Here is a 19,777-nt window from a genome sequence, read left to right on the forward strand (position 1 = left end):
GACATGAATGCACTGACCCGCGCCGAACGCGCGCTAGTCGAATCCGCCGAGCCAGCCGTCACCTTTACCCTCAATGGCCGCGAAGTCAGCGCGCAGCCCGGCGAAAGCCTGCTGAAGGTGGCCCAGCGCGAAGGCTTTGACGTGCCGCACCTGTGCTACAAGGACGGCCTCGAGCCCGCCGGCAATTGCCGCGCCTGCATGGTCGAGATCCAGGGCGAGCGCGTGCTGGCGCCGTCCTGCTGCCGCTATCCCGCCGCAGGCATGCAGGTGCAGACCGAATCGGAGCGTGCCCGCCGCGCCCAGCGCACCGTGCTGGAACTGCTGCAGTCGGACATGCCGGAAGCGGAATACACGCGCCACAACGAACTTGACCAGTGGGCGGCGAAGCTGGAAGTCGGCAAGCCGCGCTTCGCCCCGCGCGAGCGCGTCGCGGCGGACCTGTCGCACCCGGCCATTGCCGTCAACCTCGATGCCTGCATCCAGTGCACCCGCTGCCTGCGCGCCTGCCGCGACGAACAGGTCAACGACGTGATCGGCCTGGCGCTGCGCGGCGATGAGGCCCGCATCGTGTTCGACATGGACGACCCGATGGGCGCGTCCACCTGCGTCGCCTGCGGCGAATGCGTGCAGGCCTGCCCGACCGGCGCGCTGATGCCCGCGCGCGATGCCGCGCTGGCGGTGCCGGACAAGCAGGTCGAATCGGTGTGCCCGTACTGCGGTGTCGGCTGCCAGCTGACCTACAACGTCAAGGACAACCGCATCCTGTTCGTGGAAGGCCGCGACGGCCCGGCCAACCACCAGCGGCTGTGCGTCAAGGGCCGCTACGGCTTCGACTACGTGCAGCACCCGCAGCGGCTGACCGTGCCGCTGGTGCGCCGCGACGGGGTGCCGAAGCAGGGCGATTTCGTCATGGATCCCGACCACGTCATGGACGTGTTCCGCGAAGCCACCTGGGAAGAGGCGCTGGCGCTTGCCGGCGGCAAGCTCGCGCAGATCCGCGACACGCATGGCAAGCGCGCGCTGGCCGGGTTTGGCTCGGCCAAGGGCAGCAATGAGGAGGCCTACCTGTTCCAGAAGCTGGTGCGCACCGGCTTCGGCAGCAACAACGTCGACCACTGCACGCGGCTGTGCCATGCCTCGTCGGTGGCGGCGCTGCTGGAAGGGATCGGCTCGGGCGCGGTGTCGAACCCGGTAATGGATGTCGACAAGGCCGAGGTGGTGATCGTGATCGGCGCCAACCCGACCGTGAACCACCCGGTCGCGGCGAGCTGGATCAAGAACGCCGTGAAGAACGGCACCAAGCTGATCGTGGCCGATCCGCGCCGTTCCGACCTGGCGCGCTTCGCCTGGCGCTTCCTGCAGTTCAAGCCCGATGCCGACGTCGCGCTGCTCAACGCGATGATGCATGTGATCGTCAACGAGGGCCTGGTCGACCGCGACTTCATCGACAGCCGCACCATCGGCTTCGACGAGCTGCAGCGCAACGTCGCCGCCTACAGCCCCGAGCTGATGGCGCCGATCTGCGGCATCGACGCCGAAACCATCCGCGAGGTCGCGCGCGTCTATGCCACCTCGAAGGGTTCGATGATCCTGTGGGGCATGGGCGTGTCGCAGCATGTGCACGGCACCGACAACGCGCGCTGCCTGATCGCGCTGGCGCTGATGACGGGCCAGATCGGCCGGCCCGGCACCGGCCTGCATCCGCTGCGCGGGCAGAACAACGTGCAGGGCGCTTCCGACGCGGGGCTGATCCCGATGATGTATCCCGACTACCGCCGCGTCGACGACCCGCTGGCGATCGCCAGCTTCGAAGCGCTGTGGGGCATGCCGCTGGACCGCCAGCCCGGCCTGACCGTGGTCGAGGTGATGCAGGCGATCGAGCGCGGCGAAGTGCGCGGAATGTACATCATGGGAGAGAACCCGGCGATGTCCGACCCCGACGCCGAGCATGCGCGCGCGGCGCTGGCGTCGCTCGACCACCTGGTGGTGCAGGACATCTTCCTGACCGAGACCGCGTACCTGGCGGACGTGGTGCTGCCGGCCTCGGCCTTCCCCGAGAAGACCGGCACCTTCACCAACACCGACCGCACCGTGCAGCTCGGCCGGCAGGCGCTGAACCCGCCCGGGCAGGCGCGCCAGGACCTGTGGATCATCCAGCAGATGGCGGCGCAGCTGGGGCTGGACTGGCGCTACGACAGCGTCGAGGACGTGTTCAACGAGATGCGCCAGGCGATGCCGAGCATCGGCGGCATGACCTGGGAGCGCCTGGAGCGCGAGCACGCCGTGACCTATCCATGCCTGGAAGAGGGCGATCCGGGCGAGCCGGTGATTTTCACGGACAGCTTCCCGACCGCCACTGGCCGGGGCCGCTTCGTTCCCGCCGACATCATTCCGGCCGCTGAGCGACCCGATGCGGACTACCCGATGGTGCTGATCACCGGGCGCCAGCTGGAGCACTGGCATACCGGCAGCATGACGCGCCGTGCCGGCGTGCTCGATGCGATCGAGCCCGATCCGGTGGCGCTGGTGCATCCGCTGGATCTCGACGCGCTGGGCGGCACGCCGGGCGGCGTGGTCACGCTGTCGTCGCGGCGCGGCGAGGTCACGCTCTATGCGCGCGCCGATGCCGGCACGCCGCGCGGCGCCGTGTTCGTGCCGTTCTGCTACTACGAGGCGGCGATCAACAAGCTGACCAACGCGGCGCTGGATCCGTTCGGCAAGATTCCCGAGTTCAAGTATTGCGCGATCCGGATGACGGCGGGCGGAGCGGTGCCGGTGCAGTCGAGCTATGGCGGCGGGCAGATCCTGGCGCCTGCCCCGGCCTAGCCGCAGGCAGCGGTGGTGTTTCGCATCGCAGGCGGGACACCACCTTAACCTCAATAGTTCATCGTCACGTTGAGCATGGCGACGCGCGGATTGCCCACCGGCAACACGTTGTTGTTCAGGCCGCCCGCGTAGTACATCTTGTCGAACACGTTCTTGACGTTGAAGGCCGCGCGCCAGTGCGAGGCCACGTAGCCGACGGCAACATCGGCGACGGCGTAGCCCGGCACGGTGTAGCTGAAGCTGTAGCCGCGCTTGGCGCTCTCGCCGCGCACCCCGGCACCGACGTACCAGCCGGCCAGCGCGCCACGCAGGCGATACTGGCTCCAGACCGAGAAGCTGTGCCGGGGCACGCTGTTCAGCGGCTTGCCGACGTTGGCGGCGGTGGTGTCCTCGGTGACCTCGCTGGCGATATAGGCGTAGGCCGCCGACACGCTCAGGCCATTGCCGAGATCCTGCGTCAGTTCCAGTTCCAGCCCGCGCGAGCGCTGTTCGCCGACGGCGACGCTGAAGCCCGTATTGACCGGATCGCTGCTGAGCACATTGGTGCGGGTCAGGTCGAACGCGGCCAGCGTCAGCAGGCCGGTCTTGTCCGGCATGTCGAACTTGACACCCACCTCGTACTGGCGGCCCTTTTCGGGCTTGAAGGTGGCGCCGCTGGCATCGGTGCCGGCGTTCGGCAGGAACGACGTGGCGAAGCTTGCGTACGGCCGCGCCCAGTGCGTCAGGTCGTACATTACGCCCGCGCTGCCGGTGACGGCGTTGCTGTCGTTGGTGTTGCGCGCCGATGCCAGCCGGTCCGTCGTGCCGGTCCGCGCCGATTCGTAGCGCACGCCGCCGGTCACGGTCCAGCGCTCGGCCAGGCGAACCTGGTCGCGCAGGTAGAGGCCGAGCGCATCCAGCGTATCGGTCGCGTCCACGCTATAGGCGGACGGACAGTTGATGCTGGCGCCGTAGACCGGGTTGTAGACGTTCAGCGCGGCGACGCGGCAGGTCTTCTGCAGGCGGTCTTCCTTGGTATGCCGGTAATCGATGCCGAAGGTCACGTTGTGGGCATGGCCCGTGAACGCAAAAGTCCGCTGCACGTTGGTGTCGACGCCGAACGAATTGCCGGAAAAGTTCTGCTGCGTGCCGCTGCGGTTCATCGACTGGCTGTTGAGCGCCATGGTGCCGGCCGATACCAGCGTGCCGGTCAGCGACGAGGTCTGGTAGCGCAGGTTCTGGTTCAGGGTCCAGCCCGAGTCGAAGCGGTGCGCCAGCGCGTAGCCGATGCGGTTCTGCTCGCCGTCATAGGAAGGCGCACCGGGTTCGCCGATAAAGCGGTTGGCCGGCACCACGCCATTGCGGTTCGGCACCACCGTGCCGTTCACGGGCAGGCCCTGCTGGCGCACGTAGTTGCGCTGGTTGTGGCTGGCCAGGATGGTGAAGTCGGTGCGCGCGCCAAGGTCGAGCGTCAGCGACGGCGCGATCCAGCGGTTGCGATACCACACATAATCGGTCGGATCGTCGCTGTTCATCATCAGCCCGTTCAGGCGTAACGCGGCTTTGCTGTCCTTGGCCAGCGGCGTTCCCACGTCGACCGTCATCTGCCGCAAGCCGTAGTTGCCGACGGTCAGCCCCAGTTCGCCGAACCGTTCCGCACGCGGGCGCTTGCTGACCATGTTGACCAGGCCGCCGGGCTGTACCGCGCCGAACAATATCGAGGCCGGCCCCTTGAGCACTTCCACGCGCTCGACGCCGAACAGCTCCTGCGCGACGCGGTTGTTGCTGTCGACCAGCAGCCCGTCGGCAAAGACCGATTCCGAGGCACGCTGGCCGCGGATGATGAAATCGTCCCAGCCGCGCCGGCCATAGACGTTGGTGACCACGCCGGCGGCATTCTGCAGCGCGTCGCTGAGGTTCTGAGCCTGCTGGCTGTCGAGCAGGTCGCGCGTGATCACGGTGATCGATTGCGCGGCGTCGGCCGCGGCTTCGCCCGACTTGGTTACGCCGGCCGCCCGCCGCGTGGCGAAGCCGAGATCGGCTTGCCCGTCGCTGGCGGCGCTGACCGTCACGGATGGCAGCGTGGCAAGTGCTTCGGCGGCGTGGGAGACAACGGGAGGCAGGAGCAGGGAACTGGCAGCGGCGGGTATGGCAAGACGGCGGAAAAGCATGACGGCCCGGGGCGGAAGCGACGAAAGGCCGAATAATAAATGAGAATAATTCCTGTTTCTATAAGTTTTATCGGCGTGTTGCCCGTTGCTCAGTCAACATGTCGAACAAGCCGGCAGCGCCCGGTCACATGGAGTCGTCGCGATCCTCGATCACCGAAATATCCCAGCAGGACATAAACAGCGCGGCAATCAGCGGACCTATCACAAAGCCGTTGATGCCAAACACCGACATGCCGCCCAGGGTCGATATCAGCACCACCCAGTCCGGCAACTTGGTGTCCTTGCCGACCAGGATAGGGCGGAGCAGGTTGTCCACGGCGCCGATGACCAGGGTACCGATGACAATCAGCGCGATCCCTTTCCAGGCCGGGCCAGCCAGCAGGAAATAAATCGCGGCCGGGCCCCAGACCAGCGCCGCGCCAACGGCCGGCAGCAGGGACAGAAACGCCATCAGCGTGCCCCACAGCAACGCGCCGTTGATGCCCAGCAGCAGGAAAGCCAGTCCGCCCAGTATGCCCTGCACCGCCGCCACCACCACGTTGCCCTTGACCGTGGCACGGACCACGGTGGTGAACCGGCCGACCAGCCGGCGCGTGTGCGCATCGCTCAGTGGCATGGCCTCGCGGAAGCGATGGGAAATCACCGCACCGTCACGCAGCAGGAAAAACACCAGATACAGCATCACGCCAAGGCCGACGGCAAACTGCAGCGTGTTCTGGCCAATCGCGACGGCCTGGGCCGCCATGAACTGGCTGATGCGGGCGGCGCCTTCGGTCAGTTTCGCTTGCAATCCCGCGACGTCGGCCAATCCCACTTCATTCAGCCATGCCTCGACGGAATCGGGCAGGGCCTGCACGGCCGTCTGGAAGTACTGCCCGAAGTCCCATTTGCCGGTCCTGATCTGCTGGTAGGCAAAGGCCGCTTCCTGTGCCAGTGTGGCAATCATCAGGAACACCGGGACAATGGCCATCAGCACGCACACCAGCAGCGTCGTCAGCGCTGCGAGATTTTCGCGGTTGCCAAATCGCACCGTCAGCTTGCGGTGCATGGGATGGAACAGGATGGCCAGTATGGTGCCCCACAGGATCGCGCTGTAGAACGGCAGCAGGATCCAGATGAACGCAATGCTGACCGCGACCAGCAGGATATAAAAACCTCGCAAATTGCGCATCGGGTTGTCCGTGAGTGGATTCGCCCAGGAACGCTGCCGATGCTGCCCCGCGGGCGGCATCACCAGGCGGCATCACCGGGCGGCATCACCGGGCGGCGTCGGCGGCAGCGTTTCCGAATGCGTTGCGCTCCATGATCTGGTGATCCCTGCCGTGAATCAGCAAGTCGACCTGTGCCCGGCGGGCCTTCTCCCGGCCGGTGGCGATCGCATGATCCATCGAAGTGAATCGCTGCTGGTTGCCGGAGCGGCCCTCCGTTTCGACGGCCCAGCCGTTATGGGTCGGCACGACATGGATATTCTTGCCTGGCATGGCGCTCTCCGGAAGTTGGCAGTATGAGTGTCAGCGCTGTGCCGCCGCCGAGGTATCGGGCGTCGTCTGACACGGCCGTCGGATATCCGGAAAAATGCGCCAGCCAGCAGCGACAACGCCCGCCGGGCGCCATGGCGGGCGTTTTTCATGACACTGATGGCAGTGCCAGGGCGGCTCAACTCATCTTGTCGATAATCCCTTGCATCTCGTCGAGGTTGAAGGCGCGCAGCGTTTGCGTGCGCACGTTGCCCAGCGCGCCCACCGCCAGGCCGAACGCGGTCATGCTGGCGTCATCCTGGGCCTCGACGGTCAGCACGATGTCGTATTTGCCCAGGGTCCAGTAGATGTCTTTCATCTGCACCCCGAAGCGCGCGCCCATCTCGCGCACCGCGGCGGCGCGCTTGGTGGTGTCCTTGACGGCGCGGATGCCCTGGTCGGTGAAGCTGGCTAGCACGATATAGCGGGTCATGGCGGGATCTCCGGTAAGGATCGATCAACGCCGTCCCGGCTGCGCGCACGCGACCGGTCGCAGCAAGCCGGGGCAGTGGTTCAGGGCGTCCCGGCGCAGCACCAGGGGCCTGAGCAACCCCATACCGATGCATTTCGCGCGCCAGCCGGCGTGGCGCGCCGCACAGCGGCAGATACCGCGGTGCGTGCCACCGCGGCGCGGACCGCTGTGTATCAGTCCTGATACAGCGGTCCGCCTTAGTCCTGTGCCGGCCCGATGTCGCCATCATCGGGAGTAGCCAGCGCGGTCAGCCACGTTTCCGAGCGCAAATTGCGCAATTAACCGCCATAACCCATACCCATCCACCAGCGCGCTGGCGCGGCAGGAAAGCAGGGTTTGGGCGGCTGGGGCGCGGCTCGTGTCAGCGGCCGGCGCCGGTATAGCCGTGGCTGCGCGGGGCCAGCCAGCGCCATAGCCGCTGTCGCCATGCGGCGCGAACGGGATCGGGCGCTGTCTTGCAGCGGGTGACATGCACGGAGGCGGCGGTGATCGCATACAGCTCGACATGGCCGGCATCGGCCAAGGTAAAGCACTCGCTTGCGGTCAAAGCCGTGTCCTTGGGATCGCCATCGCGGATCAGCCACAGCTCGCCCGCGGTGCAGCGCACCGCCACCCGTTCGCCAGGCCCCGCGACCAGCCGCAGCGAGCTGCGGGCGGGCAGGGTGGCGGTCATATCGTTGCTGACCAGGTACATGGTGGTCTCCTGGCTCAGGCTACGGCCAGGCCGGCCGCGCCGGCCGAGACGGGCACCTGGCGCGGCCCGGACTGGGGCCGGATGAATTCGGCGATGCGCTGGATCACCGCAGGATCGCGCAGGATGCGGCGATGGCCGAGGCCCGTGGTGGTCTCCAGCCGTGCGCCCGGCCATGCTCCGGCGATGGCCGCGCCGTCTTCCCAGCGCACTTCCTTGTCGTCGCGGTCATGGATCACCAGCGTCGGCGGCACCGGGCGGGCACGGCCCAGGTCCGGCACATTGAAGGCCGACCACGGCATGCCCAGCCAGCGCTCGCTGTGGCGCTGCATACGTGCCAGCACGGCCGGCGCCACGCCCAGTTGCCACGCCAGCGCGGCGCATGCCGCGCGCATGTCCGCGGGCGCGCCCAGCAGCACCGCGGCGCTGGCCGGCAGGCCTTCGCGCAGCGCCAGCGCCGCCGCCGCGCCGCCCAGCGAATGCGCCACCACGGCGTGAACCGGGCCGGCATGCCACGCTGCCGCCAGCAAGGAACGCGACATCTCCAGCACCGAAGTCTGCGCCGCGCCGCGCGCGCCGGCATCGGAGGCGCCATGCGAGAGCGCGTCGAAGGCGACGACCCGCATCCCCGCTGCCAGCAGGCCGTCGATCACCGCATGCCACTGGCCCGCATGGCCGCCCCAGCCGTGGGCGAGCAACACCACCGGACCGGCGCTGCCCCAGCGGTAGACGCGCACGCGCCGGCTGGGCCCGTGGCCGGTCACCAGGGCCCAGTCGGCCCGCGCACCGTCCAGCACGTGCCGTGCGGCGGACGTGGCGGCGGCGCGCGGCGGGGTGAACCAGATGCGCTCGAGCCGGCGTGCCGTCGCCGCCGGCATCAGCACGCTGCCGGCTTGCCAGCGCAGGCGCTGCAGGCCCATCAGGGCGTGATCGAATGCGCCGGCACGGCTGGCCGGGGGCGACGCCTCGGCGGTGCGCGATGCCGTCGCCACAGCCGCCGGGGAAGGGGAAACCGGGGAAGGAGAAGAGACTGCTTGGGTCACGACCTGCACCTCCAATGGATTCTGGACTGCGCGGCGTCATCGGAACCGGTCCGGCCGGAGGCGTCTCGCGCTATTAAAAGACCGACCAGTCGTGCTTTTTTCGGTACAAAAAAAGCCCGCCGGAGCGGTTTGCTGCCCGCCGGCGGGGTAGCGCCGGCGCCGATGTCATGCTCCCGCGGGATGGGGCGCGCCTGCCGCGGCGCGTGTGACCAATGCCGCAAAGGCGTGCCTTGCCATGGTTTCCGCATCCTGGCGCCCCAGCAGCTTGAACGACTGCTGGAAGGCCATGCCGATGCCGGAAAGCTCGAACGCGAACTGGCGCGGGTCCACGTGAGGCCCGAACTGGCCCTCTTCGATGGCGTCGCCGACCACGCGCGCGATGGTGCTGTGCCAGTCCTTCAGCGATTGCACCACCAGGTCGCGGATCGAGCCCGGCCGGTCGCGGTATTCCTGCCCGAGCGCCGTAAACAGGCACCGTCCCTGCGTGACCGTGCCGCCCAGCCATTCCAGATAGCCTTCGAACAAGGCCTGCAGCCGCGGCATGCCGCGCGGCTGGCGCATCGCCGGCCGGATCACGATCTCGCCGAAACGCTCCACCGCCAGGTCCAGCACCGCCTGCTGCAGCATCTCCTTGGACTTGAAGTGCGCATACAGGCCGCTCTTGGACATATTGGTGTCGGCCGCCAGCGTGGCCAGCGACAGCTGCTCGAAGCCGACCTTGGCGGCGGCGTCCAGCGCCTGCTCGATGATGGCTTTGCGGGTGAGGTGTCCTTTCTGCATGCAATGGAGAATAGCACGACCGGTCGGTTTGTCAACGAAACCGGATGCATGGTAGTTGCCCCGACTTGCGTTGTTGTGCTCGCGAGGCCATAACGTCATACAGCTATGCATGTGACGTCAACGCAAATTGAGGGGGCCCGTTACTGTCAAGGCGGCGCCAAGGCCTTGTGCATTGTCCGACGCTTGGATGGACGCCTTGCGGTAGAAGCCGGCGCAAGATGACGGGCCAGCAAGAAATCTGCACAAAGTGTTTCGGCGGTTACATACGGAACGCTTTGCGTGCTCTATACTCGAATGCACGTCCGCGCACTTTTTTTCACTGGTGACTGGAGACCGACATGAACAGTACAGCCGTGCCGAGAGGCGCTAGCGAACCGTTCCGGCAACTGCGGGCGCTGCGCCGCGCGCGCAAGCTCAAGCAGGAGGACGTCGCCCGCAAGGCGGGCATTTCCCGGGAAGCCTACCTCCGGGCAGAATCGGGCCAGGCCGACCCACGCATGTCGACCTTCCTGGCGGCCTGCGAGGCGCTGGGCCTGGAAGTCGTGCTGGCGCCGCAACACCTTGCCGCCGACGTCAACGCTTTCATCGCCAGCCGCAACGGCGGCGTGACCGCTGCCTCGATGGCCGGCCAGCCGGCCGGCAGCGCGCCGGCACCGGCCGCGACACCGGCCCCCGGCGGCGGCTTCGGCCCCGGTACCGGCGAGGGCCACAAACCGGTCTGATCCGCCTTCTGCCTGGCGGGCCGCGGTTTGCGGTCCGGTCCGGCAGCAGGCCTCCAGGCCACCCTCCGCAATCGGCGCGCGCCTACGGGCACGCGCCGAACCACTTTTGTCCCGAGAGCCGTTTCGGCCCCGTGACAGCCAATGACGCCGCAGGCCTGACTGCCTGAGCCGGCGCTTTCCAGCCTTTCTGCGCCTCGTGCCGCTGCTGGCGCCCGCCAGCGGCTCCTCCCCATTTCCCGCTTCCGCGCCTAAAACTGCAAGAGCGCCGCGTGCTGCCCGCGTGCACGTGCGGGTTTGACACGTCCAGCGCCGGTGATTACGATATGGTAAATTCATTGCACAATACGTAATTCAGGCGCCGTGCGGCCAGCGCTGCGCGGATGGAAGCACACGGAGACGCAAGACAACACCATGGACCTCACGCATACCCAGCTTGCCGGGCACGGCTATATGTCCGGCTTCGCCAACGAATTTGCCACCGAGGCACTGCCCGGCGCGCTGCCGGTGGGCCAGAACTCGCCCCAGCGCGCGCCCTATGGCCTGTATGCCGAGCAGTTGTCAGGCACGGCCTTCACGGCGCCGCGCGCGCACAACCGCCGCTCGTGGCTGTACCGCATCCGCCCCGCGGCGATGCACAAGCCGTTCACGCTGATCGAACAGTCGCGTTTCCTGAGCCGCTTCGACCAGGTGCCGCCGTCGCCCAACCAGATGCGCTGGAGCCCGCCGGCAATGCCGTCGGTGCCGACCGACTTTATCGACGGCATCGTCACCATGGCCGGCAACGGCGGCCCGGAGGCGATGACCGGCTGCGGCATCCACCTGTACCTGGCCAACCGGTCGATGCAGGACCGCTTTTTCTACAACGCCGACGGCGAGATGCTGATCGTGCCGCAGCAGGGCAGGCTGCTGATGGTGACCGAGCTGGGCCGGCTGGAAGTCGAGCCGCACGAGATCGTGGTGATCCCGCGCGGCGTGCGCTTTCGCGTGGAGCTGCCCGATGGCGAGGCGCGCGGCTATATCTGCGAGAACTACGGCGCGCTGTTCCGGCTGCCTGACCTGGGCGTGATCGGCTCGAACGGGCTGGCCAATCCGCGCGACTTCCTGTCGCCGGTGGCGAGCTACGAAGACCGCGAAGGCGCGTTCGAACTGGTAGCCAAGTTCCAGGGCAACCTGTGGCGCGCCGACATCGGCCACTCGCCGCTCGACGTGGTGGCCTGGCACGGCAACTACGCGCCGTACAAGTACGACCTGCGCCGCTTCAACACCATCGGCTCGATCAGCTACGACCATCCGGATCCGTCGATCTTCCTGGTGCTGCAGTCTCCATCCGATACGCCTGGCGTCGACACCATCGACTTCGTCATCTTCGGGCCGCGCTGGCTGGCGATGCAGGACTCGTTCCGCCCGCCCTGGTTCCACCGCAATATCGCCAGCGAGTTCATGGGCCTGATCTCCGGCGTCTATGACGCCAAGGCCGAAGGCTTTGCGCCTGGCGGTGCCAGCCTGCACAACTGCATGAGCGGCCACGGCCCGGATGCGGAAACCTTCGAGAAGGCCAGCGTTGCCGACACCTCGACGCCGCACCACATCGAAAACACCATGGCGTTCATGTTCGAAACGCCGGCCGTGATCCGCCCGACGCCGTACGCCGCGCAATCGGCTTCGCTGCAGCAGGAGTACTACACCTGCTGGCAGGGCCTGAAGAAGCATTTCAACCCGAACGTCCGCTAAGTCGCCGGCGGTCTGCCATCCCGCCGTTTTTCTGGCGGGGAAGGCAGACGCACACCACGCAAGACAACCGCAGGCACGCCACCCGTGCCTGCCAGAATTTCCGGAGCACCCGATGACCGCCCCCCAAACCAGCTGGATCGACAGCGCCAACGACGGCAACACCCATTTTCCGCTGCAAAACCTGCCCTACGGCGTGTTTTCCACCCAAGGCCAGGCGCCTCGTGTGGGTGTCGCCATCGGCGACCAGGTCGTGGACCTCGCCGCCCTGGACCAGGCGGGCCTGCTGCCTGAAGCGGCCAAGGGCACCTTTGCCGCGGCCAGCCTGAACCGCTTCATCGCGCTGGGCCAGCCGGTCTGGAGCGAAACGCGCCGGCGCCTGACGGCGCTGCTGTCCGGTGCGGACGCCGCGTTGCGCGACAACGCTGCCTTGCGCGCCCAGGCCCTGGTGCCGATATCGGCCGCGACGCTGCACCTGCCGGTCGAGATCCCGGGCTATACGGACTTCTATTCGTCGAAGGAGCATGCCACCAACGTCGGCCGCATGTTCCGCGATCCGGACAATGCGTTGCTGCCGAACTGGCTGGAAATCCCGATCGGCTACAACGGCCGCGCCAGCTCGGTGGTGGTGAGCGGCACGCCGCTGCACCGCCCCAACGGCCAGATCAAGCTGCCGAACGAGGCGCGCCCGGTCTTCAGCGCCTGCCGCAAGCTGGATTTCGAGCTGGAGATGGGCTTTATCGTCGGCAAGCCCTCGGCGCTGGGCGAACCCATCAGCACCGCCGATGCGCCCGCGCATATGTTCGGCATGGTGCTGCTCAACGACTGGAGCGCGCGCGATATCCAGCAATGGGAATACGTGCCGCTGGGGCCGTTCAACAGCAAGGGCTTCGGCACCTCGATCTCGCCGTGGGTGGTCACCATGGAAGCGCTCGAGCCGTTCCGCCGCGACAATCCCGCGCAATCGCCCGAGCCGCTGCCCTACCTGCGGCAACAGGGCCAGAACGCCTACGACATCGCGCTGGAAGTCGCGCTGCAGCCCGAAGGCGCAGCGGCCCCCAGCACCATCTGCCGCACCAACTTCAGGGCGATGTACTGGACCATGGCGCAGCAGCTGGCGCACCACACGGTGTCGGGCTGCAACGTGCGCGTCGGCGACCTGATGGGCTCGGGCACCATCAGCGGCACCACGCCGGACTCTTACGGCAGCCTGCTCGAGCTGACCCGCAATGGCGCCGAGCCGCTGACGCTGGCCGATGGCAGCCAGCGCGCCTTCCTGCAGGACGGCGATGACGTGATCATGACCGGCTACTGCCAGGGCGACGGCTATCGCGTCGGCTTCGGTACGGTGTCGGGCAAGATCCTGCCGGCGCGCTGAAGCGCCGGGGCTGGCCGGGGCGCTTCAGCCGGCGTCCCCGCCAAGCGCGGCGGCATCCAGGATGACCGCCGCGCGGCCTGACAGCAGCGACCGCCCCGCGGCGCTGACGTCAAAGGCGTAGAGCACGGTGGCACCTTCGCCGCTGATGCGTTCCGCGGTGACCTCCAGCGGCGCCGCGATGTCGTCGAGCCGCTCCACCTGCAGCACCAGCTTGCGCACGCTGGCAAGATAGCCCGTGCGCGGGCGCTGCTGCGCGCCGCTGTCCAGCGTGGCCTCGGCCAGCAGGGCGCCATGCACGGCCATGGCCTGCGCGGCATATTCGATCCCGCACACCGCTGCCAGCCGGCCCTGCGCGCGCAATGGATGGTCCGCATGCGTGTGGCTGGTTGCCGTGCAGCGGACCGACGCCGTGTCCCATGCCACCACGCCATCGAGCAGGCACATGCTGCCCTGGTGCGGAATGCGCGCGGCGATCCATGCGCGGTCGCGGATCGCTTCAGGCATGGGCCGGGCTGCCGAGGGTGGCCACGTCGGCTGCGATCCGCAGCGTATCCAGATAATCCAGCACCACCGTGCCGGTCTCGCCGCGGGCGATGGCCGCGAGCAGCGGCAGCACGCGCGCGGCCGGGGCCGAATTGCGCAGCGTTTCCAGCGCGGCGTCCGGCATCGCGGTGGACGGCGCCTGCGTCAGCGCCACGGCGATGCGCGCCAGCGAGCGCGCGGTCTGCTGCGGCGTGAGCAACAGCGCCACGCCAAACGGGTCGGGAATCGGCCGGAAGCTGTGCAGCGGCTCGGGATAGCCGGTGTCATAGGCGATCAGCAGGCAGGGCTCCGCATCGGCGGCGGCCTGCAGCACGCTTTCCAGCAGTCCCGCGCCGAAGCTGCCGTCCATCGCGCACAGCACGTTCGAGGCGCGCATCGCGCCGGCGGCGATCGACCAGTAGCCGGCGGTCGCGTTGTGCACGGAGTTGTGGAAGCGCGTGGGCGACATCAGCGGCTCAGGCTGTGCCAGCCCTTCGCAGATGGCATGGAAGTTGTGGCCATCGCTGCTGGACGAGGTAAAGATCGTCGGCAGCTGCGCGGCATCGCAGCCACTGGCCGCCACCGCCTGCTGGCCCACGCCCAGCGCCAGCCGGACGGTGGGGCCGGTGCGGCGGCGCTCGGCCGGGGGCAGGCCCGTGGGCAGCGGCAGCTCGGTGGCCGCGTGCGCGTAGGGCGTGCGCCCCGCGAGCACGTCACGGGCTTGCTGCCAGCCGCTCAGGCCGGGGCCGAGCAGGCCGATGCTTTCGATATAGACGGTCTGCGGCATGGCGCGGCTCAATGGGCAACCGCGTCCGCACGGGCGAACAGCAGGCTGCAGTTGGATCCACCGAAGCCGAACGCATTGCTCATGGCGTAGCGCAAGGGTGTGTCCCGGTTGGCGAGCTGGTAGTTCACGTCGAGCGCGGGGTCTACCTGCGTGGTGTTGATGCCGGCCGGCACCAGGCCATGGCGCAGCGCCAGCGCGCAGATCACCGCCTCGAGCGCACCGGCCGCGCCGAGCGCGTGGCCGGTGGCGCCCTTGGTCGAGCTGCAGGGCGTGCCGGGCAGCACCGCGGCCATGGCCAGGGCTTCGGCGGCGTCATTGCTGCGCGTGGCGGTGCCGTGCAGGTTGACGTAGCCGACCTGCGCCGGCGCGATGCCTGCGCTGGCCAGCGCCTGCGCCATTGCCATGCGCGCGCCGAGCCCCTGCGGGTGTGGTGTCGACATATGGTGGGCATCGCTCGATTCGCCGATGCCCGCGAGCAGGATGGCATCGTCCGCCACCGTGCCGGTCACGCGTTCGAGCAGGCCGAACACCGCGCCTTCGCCGATCGAGATGCCGTTGCGGGCCACGTCGCAGGGCCGGCACGGCTGGCGCGACAGCAGCTCCAGCGCATTGAAGCCGTACAGCGTGGTGTGGCACAGCGAGTCCACGCCGCCCACGACCGCTGCGTCGATCCATCCGGCTTCCAGCATGCGCCGCGCCGAGCTGAACACCTTGGCCCCCGACGAGCACGCCGACGACACCGCGGCCGCGGGCCCGGTGAGCCCCAGGTGCTGCCGCAGGAACGCCGGCAGCGAGTAGGGATTGTGCGTGCCGCCGTAATGGAAGTCCGGTGGCAGCGCGCCGGTGGCCGGATCGCGCTGGCGGTAGCCCAGTTCGGTCTGCAGCACGCCCGCGGTGCTGGTGCCGAGAAAGACACCGATGCGGTGGGCGCCGTAGCGCGCCGCCGCCTCGCGCACCCGTGCGGCAAAGTCATCCTGCGCCAGCGCCAGCTGCGCCAGCCGGTTGTTGCGGCAGTCGAATTCGGTCAACCCGGCCGGCAGCGTGACGGTGTCGATGCCGGCGACTTCGCCGACGTAGGTGTCGAGGGCGACGTCGCCGAAGCGGCAGGGCGCCAGGCCGCCGCGCTGCGCGCGCAGCGCCGCCAGCGTGGCGTCGATGCCGGCACCGAGGCAGCTGGTGGCGGTGAAATGCGAAAACAGGAGCGGGGACACAGCTTCGGTGAGGCGAATGGACGGATTCTCGGAAGGCAGCGCCAATTGTAACAAGCCGCGGCGGCTCAGCCCGGCGGCACCGCGGCGCGCAGCGTCACGCAGCGCAGTCCGGCGCGGTCGATGGCGGCCAGCAGGCCCGGCAGCACGGTGGTGCAGTGGGGCTGGCCGGCAGGGTCCAGGCCGGGGTTGCCGTCATGCAGCAGCAGGATGTCGCGCCCGGCCAGCCTGCCGGTCAGGCGCCGCGCCACGCGCGCGGCGTTGTTGCCGCTGAGGGTATCGAAGCCGCGCCGGGTCCAGGCCGCCAGTTGCAGCCCGAGCCGGCACAGGACCGGCTCCAGGAAGGGATTGCGCAGCCCCGCCGGGGCGCGGAAGAAGCGCGGCGCCTGGCCCGTGATTGCCGTCAGCAGCTGCTGCGCGGCGGCGATGTCGCGCTGCATGCGCGCCGGCCCGAAGGTGGAGAAGTACAGCCGGTGGTACATGCTGTGGTTTTCCACGGCATGGCCGCGGCGCACGATCTCGCGCACCAGTTCGGGATGGGCCGCGGCGCGCTCGCCGATGCAGAAAAACGTCGCGCTGGCGCCGTGCCGGTCCAGCAGGTCGAGCACCCGCGGCGTCAGCTCCGGGTTGGGGCCGTCGTCGAAGGTCAGCGCCACGCAGCCTTCGGCCGATGGCGGCAGGCGCAGCAGGTTGGGCCCGAGCCAGGTGCTGCGCGGCCACAGGCCGGCCGCGCACATCGCCGCGTGGCTCGCGCCGATGCCGGCTACGGCCCAGCCCACGCCTTGCGGGTAAGCCAGCATCGCGCCGACGGCGCCCACATGCACCGCGGCAGCGCCATACAGCAGCGGGGTCGGCCGCCAGGGGCGGCTGGGGCAACCATCGGGCAGGGCGACGCCCGGTGCGGATAGCGGCTTCATGTTGCACTCCCGGCCTTCGCCGCCGCCGCGGACGGGACCGCGGGCGCGAGGATGGCCGAAAACCACAGCGCCAGCACGGCACCGGGGCCAACCGTCAGGCCGAATGCCTGCAGCAGCGGCAGGCTCGACAGCGCCAGCAGGCCGAACGCGGCGACCGTGGTCAGGTTGGCCAGCAGCAGCGACACCAGCGTGTGCGGTGAAGCGCCAGCCGCCTGCCCGTCCGCTGCCGGTCCATTAAAGAATAGTGCGTAGTTGGAGCCGACCGCTGCCAGCAGCAACAGGCCCACCAGGTGCAGCAGCGTCAGCGGCTGGCCCAGCGCCGCCAGCCCGCCCAGCACCACCACCGCGGCGGCGGCGAGCGGCAGTACCGTGGCCAGCACCCGCCGCAGCGAGCGCAGCGCCAGCGTCAGCAGGGCGATGATCGCCAGCAGTCCGGCCAGCGACAGCAACAGGGCCTCGCGCAGGTAACCGGCATAGAGCCGGTCCGATTCGCCCTTCAGATCGACGAACAGGGTATCGGGCACGCCGGCCCGCTGGATCGCGGCGCGCACCGCGGCGCTGTCGACGCCGTCGGCCGCGCTGGCATGGTTGGCCCCATGCAAGGGCGCGCGCAGCGGCAAGGTGGCGCTCCAGCGGCCGTCGCGCTGCACCAGCAGGGCGTCGACCGCCAGTGCCATCGACGTGCCGCGCAGGCTCTCGCGTTGCAGCAGGGGCCCGGTGCGGGCCGCTTCGGCCTGCGCCAGGAAGGGGGCGAACACCGATGCGCGCACCGGCTGCATGGCGATGGCGGCGTGCAGGCGCTGCGCCAGCACGTCGGGTGGCGGCAGGCTGGCCTGGCGCTCGCGCTGCGTGGCCGCGCTGGGCAGGTAGCGGGCCGGGCTCTCGTAGCCGCCGATAAAGTTCTGCGCCACCAGCGGGTCCAGCTCATGCGCCACGCGTTCCGCGCCCTGCAGCACGGATTCCTGGTCCGGCCCCGACACCACCACCAGGTAGCGCACGTCCGGTGCGCCCAGGTTTTCGCGCAGCGAGGTGTCCAGCGCCTGGTCGCTCGCCGACACCGGGCTCAGCGCCTGCAGTTCCCGGCCCCACAGCGTGCCGCGATGCTGGACCAGCACCACGCAGGCGCCCGCCACCAGCACCAGCACCAGCCAGCGCAGCCGGGGCGCGCGCAGCGCCAGCCATTGCAGCTTGCGGCCCAGTGGTGCGACGTCGCGCAGCTGCAGCGTGGCCGGCACCAGCTGCGGCAGCACGAAGCGCGTGACCAGCGCGGCGGTGACCAGCCCCGCGATCGAATACAGGCCCAGCTGCGCCAGTCCCGGAAAGCCCGACAGCAGCAGCGAGGCAAAGCCGCACACCGAAGTCAGCACCCCCAGGCGCACCGTCGGCCAGAAGCCGCCCAGCCAGGCGCGCTCGTCGCGCTGGCCATTGCGCGTGTATTGCGCGGACTGCACGAACAGGTAGATCGAATAGTCCACCGCCTCGCCGATCAGCGTGGTGCCAAAGCCCAGCGTCAGGCCATGCACCGCGCCGCCGAACCCCAGGCTGACCGCGGCGATGCCCGCGAGCGCGCCGCTGAGCACCGGCACCAGCCCCAGCACCAGCAGCGGCACCGAGCGGTACACCGCCAGCAGCAGCGTGACGATGATGGCCAGGCCGATGGTCGAGAGCCGCTCGACATCGTGCCGGATGGTCTCGCGCGCCTTGACCGAGAACACGCCGGGGCCCGTCATCACCAGCTGGTAGGGGCCGCCCGCGTTGGCGCCGGCAAAGGCGTGCTGCACGGCGGCCATTGCCTCTGCCTGCGCATCGGTATCCGAGCCCGCGCTGGCGGTCTGCGCCAGCAGCAGCGCACGCTTGCCGTCGCGCGACGCCCACGCGCCCGCATGCATCGGCACGCGCTGGCCGGCATCGAGCTGCGCCAGCATGGCCGCGACCTCGCCGGTGGGATCGCGCGGCAGCAATGACTTGGTGAAGAGCCCGGCGGAAGAGGCCAGCAGCGCGAACGAATCATCCACCGCCTGGGCCAGCCCGTGCTCGCTGAAACGCTCCGGCGTCACCGCCGGGCTGAGCAGGTAACGGTGCGCGAAGACGTATTCGCGGTCCGCCGCCTGGTTGACCGGCTCGCCGTTCTGCACCGAGGCGAAGCGCGGGTCGCCGCGCAGCTGCGCCGCCATCGCGCGCGAGACCCTGGCGCGGCCCTCGGCATCGCCGCCTTCGATGCCGACCAGGATCAGGCGCGATACCAGCCCGTCGCGCAGCTGGTTCACCAGCAGCTGCTGCTCGGCGCTGGGCAGCCGCGGCAGGAAGGCGGACAGGTCGGCGGTGAAGCTGGTGCGGCTGACGACCGCGGCGCAGGCCAGCAGTGCCAGCACCCACAGCGCCAGCGCCAGGCGGCGCGATGCCGCGCTCATCGGCTTGCGGCCGGCCGGATCTTCATCACCGAGCGGTCACCATCGGCCTGGCGGATCTCGACCTGGTCCAGCACATCCTGCCGGCCCTCGATGCGCACCTCGCTGACCGCGGCGGCCATGCGCGAGTCCGCCGGCGTCAGCGTCAGTGTCCAGCGGCTGGCGCGGCCCTGCACGCCGAGCTTGTAGTAGCGCTCCAGCGCATCGCGGTTGCCGGCCAGCGTGGCGCGGATGCTTTCGATAAAGGCGGCGATCTCGGGGTAGTTCTGCAGCGGCATGGTGTAGCGCTTGCCGTCGCGCTCGACGGTCAGCATGTCGCCGTCCAGCACCAGGTTCTCTGCCTTGGGCGAGAGCGTGCGCTTTTCCAGGTGGTCGGGCGCGGTGAAGCGCAGTTCGCCCGACGACTGCACCGGCTTGTCGAGCAGCGCCAGGTACTTGGTCTCGGTAAACAGCACGCGCCCGGACTTGCGCTGCGCCAGCGTGGACATCAGCTGGTCGACGCCGAACACGGCGGTGGCCGCGGATGCGGCGGGTGCGGCCGCGCCAGGCAGCGGCGCCAGCGCCAGCATGGCGCTCGCCAGCAGTGCTGGCAGCGGATAGCGGAAAGGACGCGCGGAGAAAAACATCA

The 19,777-nt window shown here is 69.0% G+C and carries 17 protein-coding genes; 4 read left to right on the top strand and 13 right to left on the bottom strand.

Features of this window, described 5'->3' with window-relative positions; all coding sequences use genetic code 11:
* Window positions 1-3 precede the first annotated feature (3 nt).
* Entirely contained in the window at window positions 4-2,826 is a 2,823-nt protein-coding gene (gene fdhF, locus LIN44_RS16695; RefSeq protein WP_227315402.1) for a formate dehydrogenase subunit alpha, read from the top strand.
* A gap of 50 nt (window positions 2,827-2,876) precedes the next feature.
* Here fdhF and LIN44_RS16700 read toward each other — a convergent pair whose 3' ends face one another.
* The 7 genes from LIN44_RS16700 to LIN44_RS16730 form a co-directional block, all read right to left on the bottom strand.
* Entirely contained in the window at window positions 2,877-4,976 is a 2,100-nt protein-coding gene (locus LIN44_RS16700) for a TonB-dependent siderophore receptor (protein WP_370641707.1), read from the bottom strand.
* 124 nt (window positions 4,977-5,100) lie between these two features.
* Window positions 5,101-6,147: an AI-2E family transporter gene (locus LIN44_RS16705; RefSeq protein ID WP_227315404.1), complete on the bottom strand. Its 1,047-nt coding sequence runs from the start codon at window positions 6,145-6,147 to the stop codon at window positions 5,101-5,103.
* An 85-nt stretch (window positions 6,148-6,232) separates the two neighbouring features.
* A complete protein-coding gene (locus LIN44_RS16710; RefSeq protein WP_227315405.1) occupies window positions 6,233-6,457 on the bottom strand; it encodes a DUF2188 domain-containing protein in 225 nt (74 codons plus the stop codon).
* 175 nt (window positions 6,458-6,632) lie between these two features.
* Window positions 6,633-6,926 carry a GYD domain-containing protein gene (locus LIN44_RS16715; protein WP_115701199.1) on the bottom strand — a complete coding sequence of 98 codons (294 nt, stop codon included), beginning with the start codon at window positions 6,924-6,926 and terminating at the stop codon, window positions 6,633-6,635.
* A gap of 400 nt (window positions 6,927-7,326) precedes the next feature.
* Complete coding sequence (locus tag LIN44_RS16720) at window positions 7,327-7,659, bottom strand: DUF2917 domain-containing protein (protein ID WP_227315406.1); 333 nt, start codon at window positions 7,657-7,659, stop codon at window positions 7,327-7,329.
* 14 nt (window positions 7,660-7,673) lie between these two features.
* Entirely contained in the window at window positions 7,674-8,699 is a 1,026-nt protein-coding gene (locus LIN44_RS16725; RefSeq protein ID WP_227315407.1) for an alpha/beta fold hydrolase, read from the bottom strand.
* Window positions 8,700-8,864: 165 nt separating this feature from the next.
* Window positions 8,865-9,479 (bottom strand): TetR/AcrR family transcriptional regulator, encoded by a 615-nt coding sequence (locus LIN44_RS16730; RefSeq protein ID WP_227315408.1) that lies wholly within the window; start codon window positions 9,477-9,479, stop codon window positions 8,865-8,867.
* A gap of 338 nt (window positions 9,480-9,817) precedes the next feature.
* Between LIN44_RS16730 and LIN44_RS16735 the strand changes: the two genes are divergently transcribed.
* From LIN44_RS16735 to fahA, 3 genes are all read left to right on the top strand, one after another.
* Complete coding sequence (locus tag LIN44_RS16735; protein ID WP_227315409.1) at window positions 9,818-10,201, top strand: helix-turn-helix domain-containing protein; 384 nt, start codon at window positions 9,818-9,820, stop codon at window positions 10,199-10,201.
* A 411-nt stretch (window positions 10,202-10,612) separates the two neighbouring features.
* The gene (gene hmgA, locus LIN44_RS16740) at window positions 10,613-11,932 is read left to right on the top strand and encodes a homogentisate 1,2-dioxygenase (protein ID WP_227315410.1); all 1,320 of its coding nucleotides are present in this window, start codon (window positions 10,613-10,615) and stop codon (window positions 11,930-11,932) included.
* 112 nt (window positions 11,933-12,044) lie between these two features.
* Window positions 12,045-13,307, top strand: a complete 1,263-nt coding sequence (gene fahA / locus LIN44_RS16745; protein ID WP_227315411.1) for a fumarylacetoacetase — start codon at window positions 12,045-12,047, stop codon at window positions 13,305-13,307.
* A 24-nt stretch (window positions 13,308-13,331) separates the two neighbouring features.
* Here fahA and LIN44_RS16750 read toward each other — a convergent pair whose 3' ends face one another.
* From LIN44_RS16750 to LIN44_RS16775, 6 genes are all read right to left on the bottom strand, one after another.
* Complete coding sequence (locus tag LIN44_RS16750) at window positions 13,332-13,811, bottom strand: hydroxymyristoyl-ACP dehydratase (protein ID WP_227315412.1); 480 nt, start codon at window positions 13,809-13,811, stop codon at window positions 13,332-13,334.
* Entirely contained in the window at window positions 13,804-14,616 is an 813-nt protein-coding gene (locus LIN44_RS16755; protein WP_227315413.1) for a beta-ketoacyl synthase chain length factor, read from the bottom strand. Before LIN44_RS16755 ends, LIN44_RS16750 begins: the two co-directional genes overlap by 8 nt.
* Before the next feature lie 8 nt (window positions 14,617-14,624).
* Entirely contained in the window at window positions 14,625-15,827 is a 1,203-nt protein-coding gene (locus LIN44_RS16760) for a beta-ketoacyl-[acyl-carrier-protein] synthase family protein (protein ID WP_227315414.1), read from the bottom strand.
* A 65-nt stretch (window positions 15,828-15,892) separates the two neighbouring features.
* Window positions 15,893-16,741: a polysaccharide deacetylase family protein gene (locus LIN44_RS16765; RefSeq protein ID WP_227315415.1), complete on the bottom strand. Its 849-nt coding sequence runs from the start codon at window positions 16,739-16,741 to the stop codon at window positions 15,893-15,895.
* The gene (locus LIN44_RS16770) at window positions 16,738-19,152 is read right to left on the bottom strand and encodes an MMPL family transporter (RefSeq protein ID WP_227315416.1); all 2,415 of its coding nucleotides are present in this window, start codon (window positions 19,150-19,152) and stop codon (window positions 16,738-16,740) included. Before LIN44_RS16770 ends, LIN44_RS16765 begins: the two co-directional genes overlap by 4 nt.
* Window positions 19,149-19,775, bottom strand: coding sequence for a LolA-related protein (locus LIN44_RS16775; RefSeq protein WP_227315417.1), 627 nt, complete (start codon window positions 19,773-19,775; stop codon window positions 19,149-19,151). Before LIN44_RS16775 ends, LIN44_RS16770 begins: the two co-directional genes overlap by 4 nt.
* Window positions 19,776-19,777 lie beyond the last annotated feature (2 nt).

Origin of the sequence: Cupriavidus sp. MP-37, from assembly GCF_020618415.1 — a bacterium.
Classification (GTDB): Bacteria; Pseudomonadota; Gammaproteobacteria; order Burkholderiales; family Burkholderiaceae; genus Cupriavidus.

Coding starts and splice junctions, on each gene's coding strand:
- LIN44_RS16765 (WP_227315415.1), bottom strand. CDS start 16,741: ATGAAGCCGCTATCCGCACCGGGCGTCGCCCTGCCCGATGGTTGCCCC.
- LIN44_RS16775 (WP_227315417.1), bottom strand. CDS start 19,775: ATGTTTTTCTCCGCGCGTCCTTTCCGCTATCCGCTGCCAGCACTGCTG.
- LIN44_RS16755 (WP_227315413.1), bottom strand. CDS start 14,616: ATGCCGCAGACCGTCTATATCGAAAGCATCGGCCTGCTCGGCCCCGGC.
- LIN44_RS16770 (WP_227315416.1), bottom strand. CDS start 19,152: ATGAGCGCGGCATCGCGCCGCCTGGCGCTGGCGCTGTGGGTGCTGGCA.
- LIN44_RS16750 (WP_227315412.1), bottom strand. CDS start 13,811: ATGCCTGAAGCGATCCGCGACCGCGCATGGATCGCCGCGCGCATTCCG.
- fahA (WP_227315411.1), top strand. CDS start 12,045: ATGACCGCCCCCCAAACCAGCTGGATCGACAGCGCCAACGACGGCAAC.
- LIN44_RS16735 (WP_227315409.1), top strand. CDS start 9,818: ATGAACAGTACAGCCGTGCCGAGAGGCGCTAGCGAACCGTTCCGGCAA.
- LIN44_RS16710 (WP_227315405.1), bottom strand. CDS start 6,457: ATGCCAGGCAAGAATATCCATGTCGTGCCGACCCATAACGGCTGGGCC.
- LIN44_RS16730 (WP_227315408.1), bottom strand. CDS start 9,479: ATGCAGAAAGGACACCTCACCCGCAAAGCCATCATCGAGCAGGCGCTG.
- LIN44_RS16700 (WP_370641707.1), bottom strand. CDS start 4,976: ATGCTTTTCCGCCGTCTTGCCATACCCGCCGCTGCCAGTTCCCTGCTC.
- fdhF (WP_227315402.1), top strand. CDS start 4: ATGAATGCACTGACCCGCGCCGAACGCGCGCTAGTCGAATCCGCCGAG.
- LIN44_RS16705 (WP_227315404.1), bottom strand. CDS start 6,147: ATGCGCAATTTGCGAGGTTTTTATATCCTGCTGGTCGCGGTCAGCATT.
- hmgA (WP_227315410.1), top strand. CDS start 10,613: ATGGACCTCACGCATACCCAGCTTGCCGGGCACGGCTATATGTCCGGC.
- LIN44_RS16720 (WP_227315406.1), bottom strand. CDS start 7,659: ATGTACCTGGTCAGCAACGATATGACCGCCACCCTGCCCGCCCGCAGC.
- LIN44_RS16715 (WP_115701199.1), bottom strand. CDS start 6,926: ATGACCCGCTATATCGTGCTAGCCAGCTTCACCGACCAGGGCATCCGC.